Origin of the sequence: Peptoniphilus hominis (ex Hitch et al. 2025) (assembly GCF_040096015.1) — a bacterium.
Lineage (GTDB): Bacteria > Bacillota > Clostridia > Tissierellales > Peptoniphilaceae > Peptoniphilus_A > Peptoniphilus_A hominis.
The window spans coordinates 22,171-37,963 of sequence record NZ_JBBMFO010000020.1; the positions used below are offsets into that span (position 1 = coordinate 22,171).

Annotated in this window: 17 protein-coding genes; 16 read left to right on the forward strand and 1 reads right to left on the reverse strand. The window is 34.3% G+C overall.

Translation table 11 applies throughout. The features are described 5' to 3' along the window. Nucleotides 1–41 precede the first annotated feature (41 nt). The 12 genes from WMO19_RS06745 (at nucleotide 42) to WMO19_RS06800 (ending at nucleotide 9,197) form a co-directional block, all read left to right on the forward strand. Complete coding sequence (locus WMO19_RS06745; RefSeq protein WP_349170928.1) at nucleotides 42–617, forward strand: nitroreductase family protein; 576 nt, start codon at nucleotides 42–44, stop codon at nucleotides 615–617. Nucleotides 618–846: 229 nt separating this feature from the next. Continuing rightward, nucleotides 847–1,146 (forward strand): thiamine-binding protein, encoded by a 300-nt coding sequence (locus tag WMO19_RS06750; protein WP_036732177.1) that lies wholly within the window; start codon nucleotides 847–849, stop codon nucleotides 1,144–1,146. Continuing rightward, nucleotides 1,118–1,879, forward strand: a complete 762-nt coding sequence (locus WMO19_RS06755; RefSeq protein ID WP_349170930.1) for an ABC transporter permease — start codon at nucleotides 1,118–1,120, stop codon at nucleotides 1,877–1,879. Before WMO19_RS06750 ends, WMO19_RS06755 begins: the two co-directional genes overlap by 29 nt. Then, complete coding sequence (locus WMO19_RS06760; protein WP_349170932.1) at nucleotides 1,876–2,898, forward strand: ABC transporter substrate-binding protein; 1,023 nt, start codon at nucleotides 1,876–1,878, stop codon at nucleotides 2,896–2,898. Before WMO19_RS06755 ends, WMO19_RS06760 begins: the two co-directional genes overlap by 4 nt. Next, nucleotides 2,895–3,647 (forward strand): ABC transporter ATP-binding protein, encoded by a 753-nt coding sequence (locus WMO19_RS06765; protein ID WP_349170934.1) that lies wholly within the window; start codon nucleotides 2,895–2,897, stop codon nucleotides 3,645–3,647. Before WMO19_RS06760 ends, WMO19_RS06765 begins: the two co-directional genes overlap by 4 nt. A gap of 146 nt (nucleotides 3,648–3,793) precedes the next feature. Beyond that, nucleotides 3,794–4,567, forward strand: coding sequence for a LamB/YcsF family protein (locus tag WMO19_RS06770; RefSeq protein ID WP_349170936.1), 774 nt, complete (start codon nucleotides 3,794–3,796; stop codon nucleotides 4,565–4,567). 10 nt (nucleotides 4,568–4,577) lie between these two features. Next, complete coding sequence (locus tag WMO19_RS06775) at nucleotides 4,578–5,783, forward strand: NRAMP family divalent metal transporter (protein ID WP_349170938.1); 1,206 nt, start codon at nucleotides 4,578–4,580, stop codon at nucleotides 5,781–5,783. Nucleotides 5,784–5,797: 14 nt separating this feature from the next. Next, the gene (pxpB, locus tag WMO19_RS06780) at nucleotides 5,798–6,544 is read left to right on the forward strand and encodes a 5-oxoprolinase subunit PxpB (RefSeq protein ID WP_019125890.1); all 747 of its coding nucleotides are present in this window, start codon (nucleotides 5,798–5,800) and stop codon (nucleotides 6,542–6,544) included. Continuing rightward, a complete protein-coding gene (locus tag WMO19_RS06785; protein ID WP_349170940.1) occupies nucleotides 6,537–7,481 on the forward strand; it encodes a biotin-dependent carboxyltransferase family protein in 945 nt (314 codons plus the stop codon). The genes pxpB and WMO19_RS06785 overlap by 8 nt, the downstream gene beginning before the upstream one ends. Next, nucleotides 7,478–8,275 (forward strand): putative hydro-lyase, encoded by a 798-nt coding sequence (locus tag WMO19_RS06790; RefSeq protein ID WP_349170941.1) that lies wholly within the window; start codon nucleotides 7,478–7,480, stop codon nucleotides 8,273–8,275. The genes WMO19_RS06785 and WMO19_RS06790 overlap by 4 nt, the downstream gene beginning before the upstream one ends. Before the next feature lie 132 nt (nucleotides 8,276–8,407). Further along, a complete protein-coding gene (locus WMO19_RS06795; RefSeq protein WP_349170943.1) occupies nucleotides 8,408–8,890 on the forward strand; it encodes a hypothetical protein in 483 nt (160 codons plus the stop codon). A 64-nt stretch (nucleotides 8,891–8,954) separates the two neighbouring features. Next, the gene (locus tag WMO19_RS06800; RefSeq protein ID WP_349170944.1) at nucleotides 8,955–9,197 is read left to right on the forward strand and encodes a DUF1294 domain-containing protein; all 243 of its coding nucleotides are present in this window, start codon (nucleotides 8,955–8,957) and stop codon (nucleotides 9,195–9,197) included. A gap of 23 nt (nucleotides 9,198–9,220) precedes the next feature. On the opposite strand, the gene WMO19_RS06805 is transcribed toward WMO19_RS06800, so the two are convergent. Then, nucleotides 9,221–10,123: a restriction endonuclease gene (locus WMO19_RS06805; RefSeq protein WP_349170946.1), complete on the reverse strand. Its 903-nt coding sequence runs from the start codon at nucleotides 10,121–10,123 to the stop codon at nucleotides 9,221–9,223. Between the two features lie 148 nt (nucleotides 10,124–10,271). Here WMO19_RS06805 and WMO19_RS06810 point away from each other — a divergent pair, with 148 nt between their 5' ends. The 4 genes from WMO19_RS06810 to WMO19_RS06825 form a co-directional block, all read left to right on the forward strand. Further along, the gene (locus WMO19_RS06810) at nucleotides 10,272–10,994 is read left to right on the forward strand and encodes a hydrolase (RefSeq protein WP_349170948.1); all 723 of its coding nucleotides are present in this window, start codon (nucleotides 10,272–10,274) and stop codon (nucleotides 10,992–10,994) included. Between the two features lie 16 nt (nucleotides 10,995–11,010). Next, entirely contained in the window at nucleotides 11,011–12,516 is a 1,506-nt protein-coding gene (locus tag WMO19_RS06815; protein WP_349170950.1) for a Na+/H+ antiporter NhaC family protein, read from the forward strand. 146 nt (nucleotides 12,517–12,662) lie between these two features. Continuing rightward, on the forward strand, nucleotides 12,663–13,175 hold the full coding sequence (locus tag WMO19_RS06820) for a macro domain-containing protein (RefSeq protein ID WP_349170952.1): 513 nt from the start codon (nucleotides 12,663–12,665) through the stop codon (nucleotides 13,173–13,175). A gap of 522 nt (nucleotides 13,176–13,697) precedes the next feature. Next, nucleotides 13,698–15,793 (forward strand): leucine-rich repeat domain-containing protein (locus tag WMO19_RS06825; protein ID WP_349170953.1); only part of this gene is annotated, 2,096 nt, incomplete at its 3' end.

Here is a 15,793-nt window from a genome sequence, read left to right on the forward strand (position 1 = left end):
GGGTATCATCCTTATAGGTATTGAATTTAGCGAGGTGTATTATGCAAGAATATATAGAAATTATTAAAAAGAGAAGGTCTTACTACAATTTGTCAGAAGATGTGGATCTATCCAATGAAGAGATAAAATATTTAATCGAAGATGTCCTAAACATCACTCCTTCACACATGAATTCACAAACTACTAGGGTCCTCTTGCTTTTTGACGACAAGTCCAAGGACTTTTGGAAGAGGGTAAATGAAACTTTTGATAATAAAATTAAGGAAGAAAAATTCCATGGCTTTTATCATGCCAAGGGAACTGCCCTAATTTTTATTGACAAAGATGAAATTAAGGCTCAGGAAAAAAATATACCTTCTTACAAAGAATATTTTGAAACTTGGGGTCATCATTCAGCTGCCATGGTCCAGCTAAATATTTGGCAGGCTTTAAGAGATGAGGAGATCGGCGCAAGCAATCAACACTACAATCCTGTAATTGATTCTTGGGTAAAGGAACTTTATGAAATTCCTGACTCCTGGGAACTTATAGCAGAGATGCCTTTTGGAAAAATAGAAGAAGAACCAGAAGAAAAGGACAAGAAGCCAATCCATGAAATTTTAAGAGTAATTGAATAAAGATAAGCATAAAAAGTAGGCGAGAGTCTACTTTTTTCTTTTACTTGCCCTTGTAATAAAAAATTCTAATGACTATAATAAAAGTATCAGGGGAGCTTTTGCTGAGATTAGGTCATCCTTAAACCCTTTGGACCAGGACAGGTAATGCTGTCGTGGGAAAAGTTTGTCTCCCTTTGGAGACTTTTTTTATGCAAAAATTTATTTTGTAAATTTATTGGAGGAGGTTATTATGAAGATTTCAGTAGCTATACAAATCCTTCCTACAACTAAAGAAGGCACAACAGAATCTGTTGTTGAAGTTGTAGACAAGGTAATTGAATATATTAAAAGCGAAAAAGTAAATTATGTTGTTACGCCCTTTGAAACAGTTATAGAATTAGATGACTTTGACAAAGCCTTTGAAATTCTAAAAAACTGCGTCAAGATGGCAGGAGAAATTTCAGAACAAGTTGCTTGTTATTCCAAGACTTTTTATTCTGAAAAGGGGATTTTGACTATAGATGAAAAAACCGGCAAGTATCAAGGATAATATCTCAGCAGCTTCTTTGATAATAATCATTGTAGCTATTTGGCATTTTGTAACCACAAGGGGAATTGTGGGGCCCTATTTATTGCCCAAGCCCTTTGATGTTATAAAGGCCTTTGTGACAGATTTTTCTACAATTTCGTCACACCTTGGCACAACACTTACAGAGGCTTTTTTAGGTCTATTTGTTGGCGTCAGCCTTGGCTTTATTGCCGCCCTACTAATGGATTTGTCAGATATTATTTACTCTGCACTTTATCCAATTTTAGTTTTGACACAGACTGTGCCAACAGTTGCCATTGCGCCCCTACTGGTTCTATGGATGGGCTATGGCATTGCCCCAAAGATTGCCCTTATAGTAATCGTAACATTTTTTCCAGTTGCAGTGTCGCTTCTTGAGGCCTTTAAAGAGGTGGACCAAGACAAGGTAAAATTATTAAAGGCCATGGGTGCTGGCAAGGCAGAAATTTATAGATACATTAAACTGCCTGAGAGCCTGGGGAATTTTTTCTCAGCCTTTAAAATTGCAGTTTCCTATTCTGTTGTAGGTGCAGTAATAGCCGAGTGGCTCGGTGGTTATAAGGGACTGGGAGTATATATGATTAGAGTTCAAAAAAATTACTCCTTTGACAAGATGTTTGCAGTTATATTTTTAATTTCGGCAATTTCTCTTATTTTGATGAAGTTAGTTGGCTTCTTACAAAAAAAGATGATGCCGTGGACGGAGGAAAAATGAAAAATTTAAAAAAATTATCAGTTTTATTATTAGCAGGCCTTATGCTTACAGCTTGTGGCAAGGCTGAAAATAAAAAAGTTGAAGAAAAGAAGGATGTCCCAACAGAAAAAGTTAGCTTTTTACTAGACTGGGACCCAAATGTAAACCACGCAGGACTTTATGTGGCAATGGACAAGGGATTTTTTGCCGATGAAGGCATTGAAGTTGAAGTAAACCAACCACCAGCAAATGGAGCTGAAGCACTTGTAGCATCAGGCAAGGCTGACTTTGGAGTATCCTTCCAAGACACAATTGCACCAGCCTTTGCAAGTGATGAACCACTTCCAGTAACAGCTGTTGCTGCAATAATAAACCACAACACTTCAGGTATTTTTTCTGCAAAGGACAAAAATATTGAAAGACCAAAGGACATGGAAGGACACAAGCACTCAACTTGGGGACTTCCAATTGAACAAGCAATTTTAAAGCAAGTTGTAGAAGATGACGGCGGAGATTTTTCTAAGGTCAACTTAGTTCCTGGCGATGTTACAAATAATATTGCAGCAATCCAAGGAAAGGACATTGACTCAGTTTGGATCTTCTATCCAGTTGATGGCGTTAGAGCTGAAATGGAAAACCTGCCAATAAATTATTTTGCCTTTAAAGACATCAACCCAATTTTCGATTACTACACACCAATTTTAATTGCCAACAATGACTTCTTAAAGAATAAGGAAGATGTGGCAAAAAGATTTATGCGCGCCTTCTCTAAGGGCTATGAGTATGCAGCAAAAAATCCAAAGGAAGCTGCAGAAATTTTAGTTAAATTAAATCCAGAACTTGACAAAGATTACACAGTAAAGGCAATGGAATATATAGCTGACAAGTACAAAGACGATGCAAATTATTTTGGTGAAATAAATGCAGATAGATGGAATAATTTCTACGCTTGGCTATGGGAAAATAAATTAATCGACAAGGAAATTCCTAAGGATTTTGGTTTCACTAATGATTTTGTAAATCCTGAAAAATTAAAATGAGTGAAAAATTAGAAATTTTAAGAGTAGAGGTTGTTGACAAGTCCTTTGGCGACAAGCTTGTCTTAAAGGACATAAACATTAAATTAAATAAGGGAGAGTTAGTCTCCCTTGTTGGAGTATCTGGCTCTGGAAAGACTACGCTATTTAACATAATAGCTGGTCTTTTAAAACCAGATAGGGGTAGAGTTTTTCTAAAGGGAGAAGATGTAACTGGCGAGGCAGGTAAAATTTCCTATATGCTTCAAAAGGACCTCCTCCTTCCCTACATGACAATCATAGACAATGTTTCTCTTCCCCTAGTTCTTCGTGGCGACAAGAAAAAAATTGCGCGAGAAAAAGTTCGTGGCTACTTTAAAGACTTTGGTCTTGAAGGGACAGAGGATAAGTATCCTTCACAGCTTTCTGGTGGCATGGCGCAAAGGGCAGCCCTTCTTAGGACCTATGTCTTTTCCAATGAAGTTGCATTACTTGACGAGCCCTTTTCTGCCCTTGATGCCATAACTAAAGCTTCCATTCACAAGTGGTATAAAAATATTATTAATGAGATGAAAATTTCTACGATTTTCATAACTCACGACATTGAAGAGGCAGTTAAGATTTCAGATAGAATATACATCATGGGGAAAAACCCTGGAACTATAATTGATGAAATCGAAATAAAAGAAGACTTTCAAGAAAATTTTTTCGAAGACAAAAAATTTATTGAATACAAAAAATACATTATCGAAAAACTTGACAAACTTATTTGAAACGAGGCATTGGCCTCGTTTTTTTAAATAAAAATATTATCATAATCTTTTCAAAATCCCTTTGACAATGTTTGCATATTATAGGAATTTTTATTATAATAATGTTAAGTTATTGCAATTGTTTATTTAGAAAAAGGGGGAAAATTATGCAATATTTTGTAGATTTAAACAGCGACATTGGTGAATCCTTTGGCGCCTATAAAATGGGCATGGATGCTGAAATCGTTAAGTATGTAACGAGCATCAACTGCGCTTGCGGTTATCACGCTGGCGATCCACTAATTATGGATGCAACTTGTAAGGCAGCAGCAGATAATGGCGTAGAAATTGGTGCTCACCCAGGCTATCCAGACCTAATGGGATTTGGCAGAAGAAAAATGGATATCAAACCAGAAGAAGCTAGAGCTTACATGCTTTATCAAGTTGGAGCACTTGCTGCTTTTGCAAAGGCTCACGGAAAGAAATTACAACATATGAAACTTCACGGAGCATTTTACAACACTGCTTGTAACGACGAAAAACTTGCTAATGCAGTTTTAGATGCAGTTGAAGAGTACGATAGAGACTTAATCTTAATGGTACTTAGTGGTTCTTACATTGCCAAAGAAGGCAAGAGAAGAGGACTAAGAGTTGCTCAAGAAGTTTTTGCTGACAGAGGATATAACGAAGATGGAACTTTGGTAAATAGATCACTTCCAGGTGCCTTCGTTAAGGATCCTAAAGATGCTATCCCAAGAGTTGTAAAGATGATTAAAGAAAACAAGGTTACAACTGCAGATGGCAAGGAAATCGACATTGTTGCAGACTCAATTTGCGTTCACGGCGATAACCCTGAAGCTCTTGAATTTGTAAAAAATATTAGAGAAGGACTAAAGGTAGAAGGTATTGAAATTAAACCTTTATCTAGTTTCTTAAAATAAGGAGAAAAATATGGAAAAGAATAAAAGTAATTTGTCTGTTCTTTTAGGAGCAGCCTTTCTAATGGCAACATCTGCCATTGGACCTGGATTTATGACACAAACTGCTACATTTACTACAAAAATTGGCGCAGACTTTGCAGCAGTAATTTTAATTTCAATAATCTTTTCATACATAGCACAACTTAATGTGTGGAGAGTTATTGCCATTTCTAAAATGAGAGGTCAAGACATTGCCAACAATGTACTACCTGGCCTTGGATATGTAATTGCCTTTTTAGTTGCTCTTGGCGGCTTGGCATTTAACATTGGTAATGTCGGCGGTGCTGGACTTGGACTTAATGTAATTTTTGGCGTTGATGTAAAAATTGGTGCAGCTATTGGTGGAGTAATTGGTATTATCCTTTTCTCATCTAAATCTGCATCTTCAATCATGGATAGAGTTACACAAGTTCTTGGTGCCATGATGATCATCCTAATTGCCTTTGTAGCAATTAAGACACAACCACCAGTTGGCGAAGCTGTAAAATGTGCTGTAGCTCCTGCAGGTGGATTTAACAGTATAGTTGCTCCAACACTTACACTAATTGGTGGAACTGTTGGTGGTTACATTATATTCTCAGGTGGACACAGACTTATTGATGCAGGAATCACTGGTGAAGAAAATCTTTCTCAAGTAACAAAATCAGCATCACTAGGTATTGGTGTAGCACTAATCGTAAGAATTTTACTATTCCTAGCAATCCTAGGCGTTACAAAGATGACAAATGCACAAATTGACCCTGACAACATTGCAGCATCTTCATTCCTAGCAGCTTCTGGAGTAATTGGATATAAGATTTTTGGTATTGTATTTGCAGCAGCAGCCTTCACTTCAGTTGTAGGTGCAGCTTACACTTCAGTATCTTTCCTAAAGACATTATTTAAATTCGTTGCTGACCACGAAAATATGGTTACAATTGCCTTTATAGTAGTGTCTACAATTATGTTTATCTTTATTGGACAACCTCAAACTCTATTAATAGTAGTTGGAACATTAAATGGTTTCATTCTTCCTATAACTCTTGCAGTAATCCTACTTGCATCTAAGAATAAGAAAATCGTTGGAGATTATGTTCACCCTAATCTTCTTTACATCTTAGGTTGGATAGTAGTAGCAGTTACTGCTTTCATGGGAGTAAAAACTGTAATAGGAAACGTTGGAAAACTATTGGGATAATTTAGGTGAAAAAAATGTATGATAAAATAAAATTTCTAACAGCTGGCGATTCTGCTATTGTCATGGAATTTGGCAATACAATCGAAAAGGAAATCAACGCAAAGATTGCCGCAGTTGTTGAAAATTTAAAAAAGAAAAATATTGACGGCATTTTAGACATTTTGCCAACTTACAGGTCTATTTTAATTAATTACGATCCTGTAAAAATTTCTTATGGCGAAATGGTTGAAACTCTAAAGGGACTTAGCAAGTCTGACAAGGCTAACCAAAGTGACGAAGTTAGACTTATTGAAATTCCAACTCTTTATGGAAAAGAATATGGTCCTGACATCGAATTTGTTGCTGAAAATGCAAATCTAAGCGTTGATGAAGTAATAAAAATTCACTCTGGCACAGATTATTTAGTTTACATGATGGGCTTTATGCCAGGATTCACTTATCTTGGAGGACTTGATCCAAGGATAGCTACTCCAAGACTAAAGAGCCCAAGGCTAAAAATCGAGCCAGGTTCTGTTGGCATTGCAGCAAATCAAACTGGAATGTATCCACTAGAATCACCTGGAGGATGGCAACTAATTGGTAGAACTCCACTTAAACTTTACGATGACACTAAGGAGCCACCAGTATTTATCCAAGCAGGTGACTATATCAGGTATGTATCCATTGATAAGGCTGAGTACGACAGGATAGCAAAAGAAGTGGAAAATGACACTTACAAAGTTTCCATAAAGAAAGTTAAGAGAGGTGATCTTCATGAGTAGTATCGATGTAATAAATGGTGGAATTCTTACAACAATTCAAGATTCTGGCAGATATGGCTATCAAGAATTAGGTATTCCTACATCAGGTGCCATGGATGATTACAACTTTAAACTTGCAAATATTTTAGTAGGAAATAAACTTGACGAAGCTGTACTTGAAATGACTTACTTTGGACCAACTTTAAAATTTAAGGAAGACCTAACAATTGCAATAACAGGTTCCGATATGAGTCCAAAGATTAATGGAGAACCTGCTCCAATGTATGAAACTATAAAGGTTAAAGCAGGAGACACTCTTCAATTTGCAGCAGTTAAAGAGGGCATAAGGGGCTATATAGCCTTTGGCGGCTCCATTGATGTGCCAGTAGTAAACGGTTCAAAGTCAACTCACATCAAGACTAAAATGGGTGGAATTGATGGTAGAGCCTTAAAAGCTAAGGACACATTAAATATTAAGAAGTCAAAGGAAAAAACCATGAGAAAGATTCCTGAAAAGTATCTTCCAAAGTTTTCACACTGCAATATTTTGAGAGTTGTCCTTGGACCTCAAGATGATTATTTCACAGAAAAGGGAATTCACGACTTATTTAGATCAGGTGGCTACCAAGTTACTAAAGACTTTGACAGAATGGGAGTTAGACTAAAGGGAACAGAAATTGAACACAAGGAAACAGCAGACATTATTTCTGATGGAACTAACTTTGGCTCAATTCAAGTGCCAGCAAATGGTCAACCAATTATTCTTTTAGCTGACAGACAAACTACTGGAGGCTATACAAAAATTGGCAATGTAATTACGCCAGACCTTCACAAGCTTGCGCAAATGACTTTCTTGGACAAGGTTCTTTTCCAAAAGGTTACCATTGAAGAAGCTCAAAAGTTAACTGTAGATTATAAAAATATGTTTGATGATATAAAGAAGGAGTCCATAATATGAAATTAAGCGAACTTGCAAAAATGCATCCAAGAGATGTTAGAGAACTCATAAGAAAGGGCGAAGTTGATCTTCCAACTTCAGGTATGAGTGAAGGATATTTGCAAGCTAACCTTGCTATCCTTCCAAAAAAATATGCCTATGACTTTCTACTTTTTGCACAAAGAAATCCAAAGCCATGTCCAATACTTGAAGTATTAGACGAGGGAAGTCCTCTTACAAAAATTATGGCTGATGGTGCCGACATTAGGACTGATGTGCCAAGATATAGAATTTATAAAAATGGCGAATTTGTTGAAGAAGTTAAGGACTTAAAAGATGTATGGCAAGATGATTTCGTTACCTTTGTAATTGGTTGTTCCTTCTCCTTTGAAAAGGCAATGCTTGAAGCAGATGTGCCTGTAAGACATATTGAAGATGAACACAATGTGCCAATGTATATAACAAATATTGCTACAGAGCCAGCAGGAATCTTCCACGGCAACACAGTGGTATCAATGAGACCAATCCCTTACAAGGACATTGTAAGAGCAACAACAGTTACAGCAAGATTCCCAGCAACTCACGGCGCACCAATTCACATTGGAGACCCAGCTGTTATAGGAATCAAGGATGTTAATAAGCCTGACTTTGGCGAAAGAAGTGAAATAAAAGAAGGAGAAGTGCCAGTATTTTGGGCTTGTGGCGTAACACCTCAAGCTGTTGCTATGGCATCTAAGCCAGAAATTATGATCACTCATGCACCTGGTCACATGCTTATCTTAGATAAGAAAGATTCTTATGTATCAGTATTCTAAAAACTTTTAATACAAATTTTAAAAATCTGTCAGGGAAATAATGTGTACACATGAAAACTTGGCAGATTTTTTGTGTATTAAAAACTATTTTGCTATATAATTAGATAAAGTAATAAATGAGGAGCGTTTTTTATGAAAAAATTATTTAAAATATCTATTGTTTTTCTAATTACATTTTTATTTTTATCAGCTTGTGGCAATAAATCTCTCTACTCTATGAAGACAGACACTTCAGATGAAAAGGGAGTGGAGAAAATAATAAATAAACTTGAGTGGAAGGAAAATAAATTGGGCGATTTTGAGCTTAAAGACAAGAGCGTTGAAATCAATCTGGAAAAGACTCCAAATTCTAATAGAGATGAGAATACAAAAGAACTTTTTATAAATGGAATTAATCTCTTAGTTTTAACTGATGTTGATGAAGTGAATTACAAAGGAGAAGACCTTGACTTTTCTGGTCTTGATAAAAATTTTGCAAATGAAATTTTGACTATTAAGTATGACAAAAAGATTGAAGACTTGAGAAAAAGTGAAGAAGCATTTAATGAAGTGAATGAAAAATTAAAAAATGAAAAATTTGAAACTGGTGCTGTCCACTATGAGATGATGAAATAATTAATTTTTTAAGGACTTCTTTTATGATATATTATTCTCAGATATTTTATAAAAGGATGATCACATGGAAAATAAATATATAATAATTTTAAACCTCATAAACTTTATTTTGTACGGCATAGACAAGTACAAGGCCAGGCACAATAAGTGGAGAATAAGCGAGAAAACTCTTTTGACACTTTCAATCTTTGCAGGCATGGGAGGCTTTCTTGGAATGGAAATTTTCCATCACAAGACTCGGGAGAAGAAATTTTACCTTGCCAACCTCATTGGCATGGCTCTTACAATTTATTTAATAAAAAATTAAGGATGCAAAAACTGCATCCTATTTTAATGGTCAATTTCAGCTAAAATATCTCTATTGTCTAACATTTTTAAAATATTTTTTATGTCTAAAATTATTACATTTTCTCTTTTTAATTTTTCCTTAGTTTCCTTTTTTAAGAAAGAAGTGTTAATGAATAATACTGGAGTTATGCCTTGGTACAAAGCAGAAAATTTATTAACCAAAGATTTTACTTCAGATTCTGGTAAAACTTCAATATTATTGTATTTTTTGATTTCAAGGGCATATCTCTTTTTGCCCTTTTTAACATAGAAGTCAAAGGATGAATCATCTCTTGAATTTTTAAATCTTTCAACGCTGTAGCCCGTCCTTTCAAGGGAAATTTGTGCAAGTTTTTCTGCTGTTATTTCTTTATCGAGACTTGAAAGTCCTCGCAAGAGATTTTGTGGGAAAATTTTAAAAATCCCTGTGCAAACTTCTCTGCCTTCTGCTGCAGTTTTATAGTCGAAGCCAATTAACATGCCCTGGACTATTGTAAAGTGTCCATGAGCAAGGGAATTTCTTATGTGGCGAAGGAGGCAGTCAGTTTTTGATTCATTGTCGCCTTTGGTGAGAATTATCTTTTGTGAGTGGGGACAAATTTTCTTTTCATAAAATTTTACAATGTCACTATCAATATAATCTAAGAAGGCAACATCCTTATTTTCTAAATTCATATAGGATTTTAGTATGCCAAAAACAAAATTTTCAAAATTAATAGAAAATGTTAGTTCATTTTGTGGTGACTGGATGGAGTTTATATTTGGAACATACCAAAGGAGGTATTCCAAAGTTTTTGTCATCTCTTCTGTTAGTTTGATGGGTTTATTTTCGTGATAAATTGAATAAGAAACTCTATTTTCGCACTCTTCAAATTCAAATCCAAATCTTTTTAAATTAGGAAGCATTTTTCTCCTTCTCTCTATAATAATTCTAAAGAAAGTATAACACAGATTAATTATTTTTATAAAAGTAAAAAATAGAATTGACATTATTATAAATATCCTATTAAATGAATATAAATATAAAATTAAGATAAAAAATTATGGGGGATTTATGGAAAATTTTGAAAATAATTTTGAAAATATAGAAAAGAAAAAGAAATTTGTCCCAAGTATAGATACGGAACTTAGAAGAAGACAAGTGTCTGTACCTGAAGTGACTTATAGGGCAAGTGGAATAAACTTTATGGGCAAGAGAATAAAATCTCTTATGTTTACCAACGATATTCCCATTATTGTCAACAACAATGCACAGGCAATTATGTCAGTTTATCCTTTTACTCCCCAACTTAAAATTGTTTCTGCTATAATGGAAGTTGCATCTGTTCCTGTCTTTGTTGGCATCGGTGGGGGAACAACATCTGGACTAAGGGCTGTTAATATTGGACTGCAAGCAGAGCTTATGGGAGCGGCAGGAGTTGTTGTAAATGCCCCTATGTCTAATGCTAATATAAAAATTATTTCAAAGGCCCTAGATATTGCCGTCATAGCTACTGTAATTACAAAAGAGGATGACATCAAGGGCAAGGTGAAGGCAGGTGCAAGGATACTTAATATTGCTGGTGGCAAAAATACTGCAGAACTAGTAAAATATACAAGAAAGATAGTTGGAGAAGAGTTTCCAATTATAGCAACAGGTGGTCACACTGATGAGCATATTCTTGCGACTATAGAGGCAGGTGCAAATGCCATCACCTACACACCACAGTCAAGCTCCGGAATTTTTTCTGAAGTTATGGAAAAATATAGACATAATATGAAAGATAAGGAGAAATAAAAACAAAGGAGAAGAAATGGAATTTGGAATTTTATCGATAGTTCCTCCAATAGTTGCCATTGCCTTGGCACTTATAACTAAAGAAGTAATAACTTCACTATTAATTGGAATTTTATCTGGAGGACTTATCTACACTGGCGGAAATATTATTGCCGCCTTGGAAACAGTTTTTGATTTAATGGGAACTAAGCTAGGCGATAATGCCCTAATGCTAGTCTTTTTGACTATGCTTGGCTCTCTTGTAATGGTAATGAACATGGCAGGGGGATCTTTTGCCTATGGGAAGTGGGCAAGCAAAAAGATCAAGAGCAAAAAAATGGCGAAGCTTGCCACAGCTTTTCTTGGAATGTTAATTTTTATAGACGACTACTTTAACTGCCTAACAGTTGGTGCAGTTATGAAACCAATTATTGACGAAAACAAAGTATCAAGGGCAAAACTTGCCCACATAATTGACTCCACTGCAGCGCCTGTTTGTATTCTTGCACCAGTTTCATCTTGGGCAGCTTCTGTAGTTGCAGTAATAGGAGATACTGGTGTAAAAAACCCAATGAGCGTATTTTTATCCACAATACCAATGAATGTCTATCCAATTTTAACATTACTTATGATTTTATATTTTTGTACAACAGATATAGAAATGGGAGTAATGGAAAAGTATGAATTAAATGACACATCAAGAATAATTGAAAAAGAAGAAGTGGGCTATGAATATTCAAAGAATGGAAGAGTTTATGATCTTGTAGTGCCAATTGTAGTATTAATTTTTGTCACAGTAATGATGATGCTAAAGACTGGAGGATTTTTCTCTGATGGAGTGGGAGCAGCCGCTGCCTTTGGCGATGCAAATGTAAACTTGTCCCTAGTCATTGGAGCCTTCTTTGCTATAGTAGTTTCAGCCCTTCTTTATCTTCCGAGAAAACTCTTAAAGTTTGAAGAATTTATGAAAGGAATCGTAGAAGGAATGAAGACAATGGTATCTGCCATAGTAATTCTTTCCCTTGCATGGACTATTGGTGGCATAACAAGTGACGAATTTTTAAACACAGGATCCTACATTGCATCACTAATTTCTAACTCAACAATGCCAATGTGGCTTTTACCAGCAATAATTTTTGTTGTTGGAGCCTTTTTGTCCTTCTCAACAGGAACAGCTTGGGGAACTTTTGGGATTTTAATTCCAATAATGGTGCCAATCCTAATGCACACAGACCACATGCACTTCTTGACAGTTGTTCTTGCAGCAATTTTTTCTGGCTCAGTATTTGGAGACCACTGCTCACCAATTTCTGATACAACAATTTTGTCATCAGCAGGAGCAGGTTGTGACCACATAGCCCATGTGTCCAGTCAGCTTCCCTATGCAATTAGCGTAGGCAGTGCCTCAGCTCTTGCCTTCTTAATATCAGGCATAATAGGAAAGCCTGGACTTACACTTCCAATTGGAATAGTAATTCTTGCAGCAATTGTCTTTGTCCTAAAGAGAATGACAATAAATAAATATTTAAAAAATGAAAATTAATTTTTAAGGCTAACTTTCTAGTTAGTCTTTTTTTATAATTTTTATAAATTTTACAAAGATATAATTTTTGTTAAAAATTTGCATTTAACTATTTAAAAAATCTTTAAAGTGGTATATATTTTAAAGAAGAAAGTAAGGGGTGCATTATGAGCTTTCAAATTGAAAAGAAAAATATTTTAGATTACGAAGTTGACGCAATAGTGAATGCAGCAAATGCTGAATTAAAAAGAGGCGGCGGAGTTTGCGGACAAATTTTTAAAAAGGCAAATGACAAAGAATTAGAAGAAGAATGTAATAAACTTGCACCGATAAAACCAGGCCAATCTGTTATTACAAAGGGTTATAATTTAAAATCAAAATACATAATTCATTCAGTGGGACCAATTTATTTTGATGGAAATCAAGGGGAAAGAGAAACTTTAGAAGCAGCTTATAGGTCTGCCCTATCCCTAGCAGTGGAAAATAATTTAAAGAGCCTAGTCTTTCCACTTCTATCATCAGGCATCTATGGCTATCCCCTTGATGAAGCAGCAGAAGTGGCAGTCTACACCATAAGAGACTTTATAAAGGATAAGGACCTTGATGTGACAATTTCTGCCCTTAACGACAATGTAGTAAAAGTTTTGAAAAAGAAAAACAAAGAATGGATTGAAAGATAAAAACTAGGGAGAAAATAAAAGGGCAAAGCCCAGGAGCCTAAATTGAAGAAATTTGAATTTAACCAGAGATATAAAAAATTATCTCTGGTTTTTTTTGTCCAGAAAAAAATAATATATAAAAAGAAAAACAAACATTAGTAAAAACTAATATCAAGAAAAAGTAAAAAGAAAAGGGAAAAAAATAATAGACAAAAAAGCTTGATAAAACCTAGCACTTAAAAATTTCAAGTGCAATTTTTCAAGAGCAGATAAAGTCTATCAAAGCAGTAAATAATTATAGATACTTATCGATAATAAGCTCTTGACAAAATGACAGAGGGGGGGTAGAATGGAACTAGGTTTAAATACTTTTATCATACATATAAAGGAGGATCTAAGAATAGAAAAATAAGAATGAAAAATTTAAAAGGAGGGACTTAGAGAAAGAAAAATACAAAAAAAGAAAATTAAAAAAGGAAGAAATAACTAAGAAAGGTTAAGGAGGAAATAAATGATAAAAAGAAATAAGATGGGAGGTAAAAAATGAAAGCAAAAAGTAAAAGAATAATGGGGCTTTTACTTGCCCTAGTTATGCTCATAGCTTGTCTACCACTTAATATCATAGAAACCTATGCAGCACCAGGAGATTTGGCAATAGATGTGACAAACTTCCCTGATTATTATTTTAGGGAATATGTAAGAACATTTGATAAAAATACAGACGGGAACTTAGATAAAGAAGAATACGAGGCTGTACAGCATATTAATGTCAAAAGTAAAAGAATTACAAGCTTAAAAGGGATTGAGCATTTTACAAATTTAATTGAACTTAATTGTAGTTATAACCAATTAACAGACTTAGATGTAAGTAAAAACACTAATCTGAAGGATCTTAATTGTGGTGAAAACCAATTAAAAGCCTTAGATGTAAGTAAAAACACTAATCTTGAGACTCTTGATTGTAGTAATAACCAATTAACAGACTTAGATGTAAGTAATAACACTAATCTTAGTGTTCTTTATTGTGGTCAAAGCAAATTAACAGCCTTAGATGTAAGTAATAACACTAATCTTAGTGTTCTTTATTGTAGTCAAAGCAAATTAACAGACTTAGATGTAAGTAAAAACACTAATCTGAAGGATCTTAATTGTGGTGAAAACCAATTAAAAGCCTTAGATGTAAGTAAAAACACTAATCTTAAGACTCTTGATTGTAAAGGTAACAAATTAACAGACTTAGATGTAAGTAAAAACACTAATCTTAAGACTCTTGATTGTAAAGATAACACATTAACAGACTTAGATGTAAGTAAAAACACTAATCTTAAGACTCTTGATTGTAAAGATAACACATTAACAGCCTTAGATGTAAGTAAAAACACTAATCTTGAGACTCTTAATTGTGAAGGTAACAAATTAACAGCCTTAGATGTAAGTAAAAACACTAATCTTAAGACTCTTAAATGTTACGGTAACCAATTAACAGCCTTAGATGTAAGTAAAAATACTAATCTTAAGACTCTTGATTGTGGTAATAACCAATTAACAGCCTTAGATGTAAGTAAAAACACTAATCTTGAGGATTTTAGTTGTAGAGGTAACCAATTAACAGCCTTAGATGTAAGTAAAAATACTAATCTTTCTTGGCTTGATTGTGAATATAACCAATTAACAGACTTAAATTTAAATGACAATCCAGATTTTAGGTTTATAGATTGTAGTAATAACCAATTAACAGACTTAGATGTAAGTAAAAACACTAATCTTAAGACTCTTGATTGTAGTAATAACCAATTAACAGACTTAGATGTAAGTAAAAACACTAATCTTAAGACTCTTTATTGTAGTGAAAACCAATTAAAAGCCTTAGATGTAAGTAAAAATACTAATCTTGGGGCACTTAATTGTAAAGTTAACCAATTAACAGCCTTAGATGTAAGTAAAAACACTGACCTTTATTATCTTGTTTGTCAAAGTAACCAATTAACAAGTTTAGATTTATCTAATAACAAAATAGAAAATTTAATATTTGATAATCAACAATACAATATAAAAGTAATTAAGGGCATAAGAGAATTTAAATATAGTGATTTTCCAGGACAATTTAATAAAGATAAAGTTTTTTATCCAGATGGAGCAAGCTTTGGCGATGATGCTCTTACAGTTAATAGTGACACTACAAATGAAGTAACTTACAGTTATTTAGTTAACAACAATAAAACAATGGATGTCAAATTAATAGTTAACTATATAGAAATTGATCCAGCTCGTGTAGAAAGTATGGTAGTAAAAACACAACCAACAAGACTAGTCTACACAGAAGGAGAAAAACTAGCACTAGCAGGACTAGAAGTAACATTAACAGACAATCAAGGCTTGACAAAAGATGTAGCATTTAAAGACTTTGCAACTTATGGAATCACAGCAAACCCAGCAAATGGTGCAGAATTAGCATTAGCAGACAATGCAAAGAAAGTTACACTAACAAAAGGTAACTTAACAGCAGAAACAAATGCCTTAACAGTAAATGCAAAAGTATTTGATCCAGAACATGTAGAAAGTATGGTAGTAAAAGAACAACCAACAAAACTAATCTACACAGAAGGAGAAAAACTAGCACTAGCAGGACTAGAAGTAAC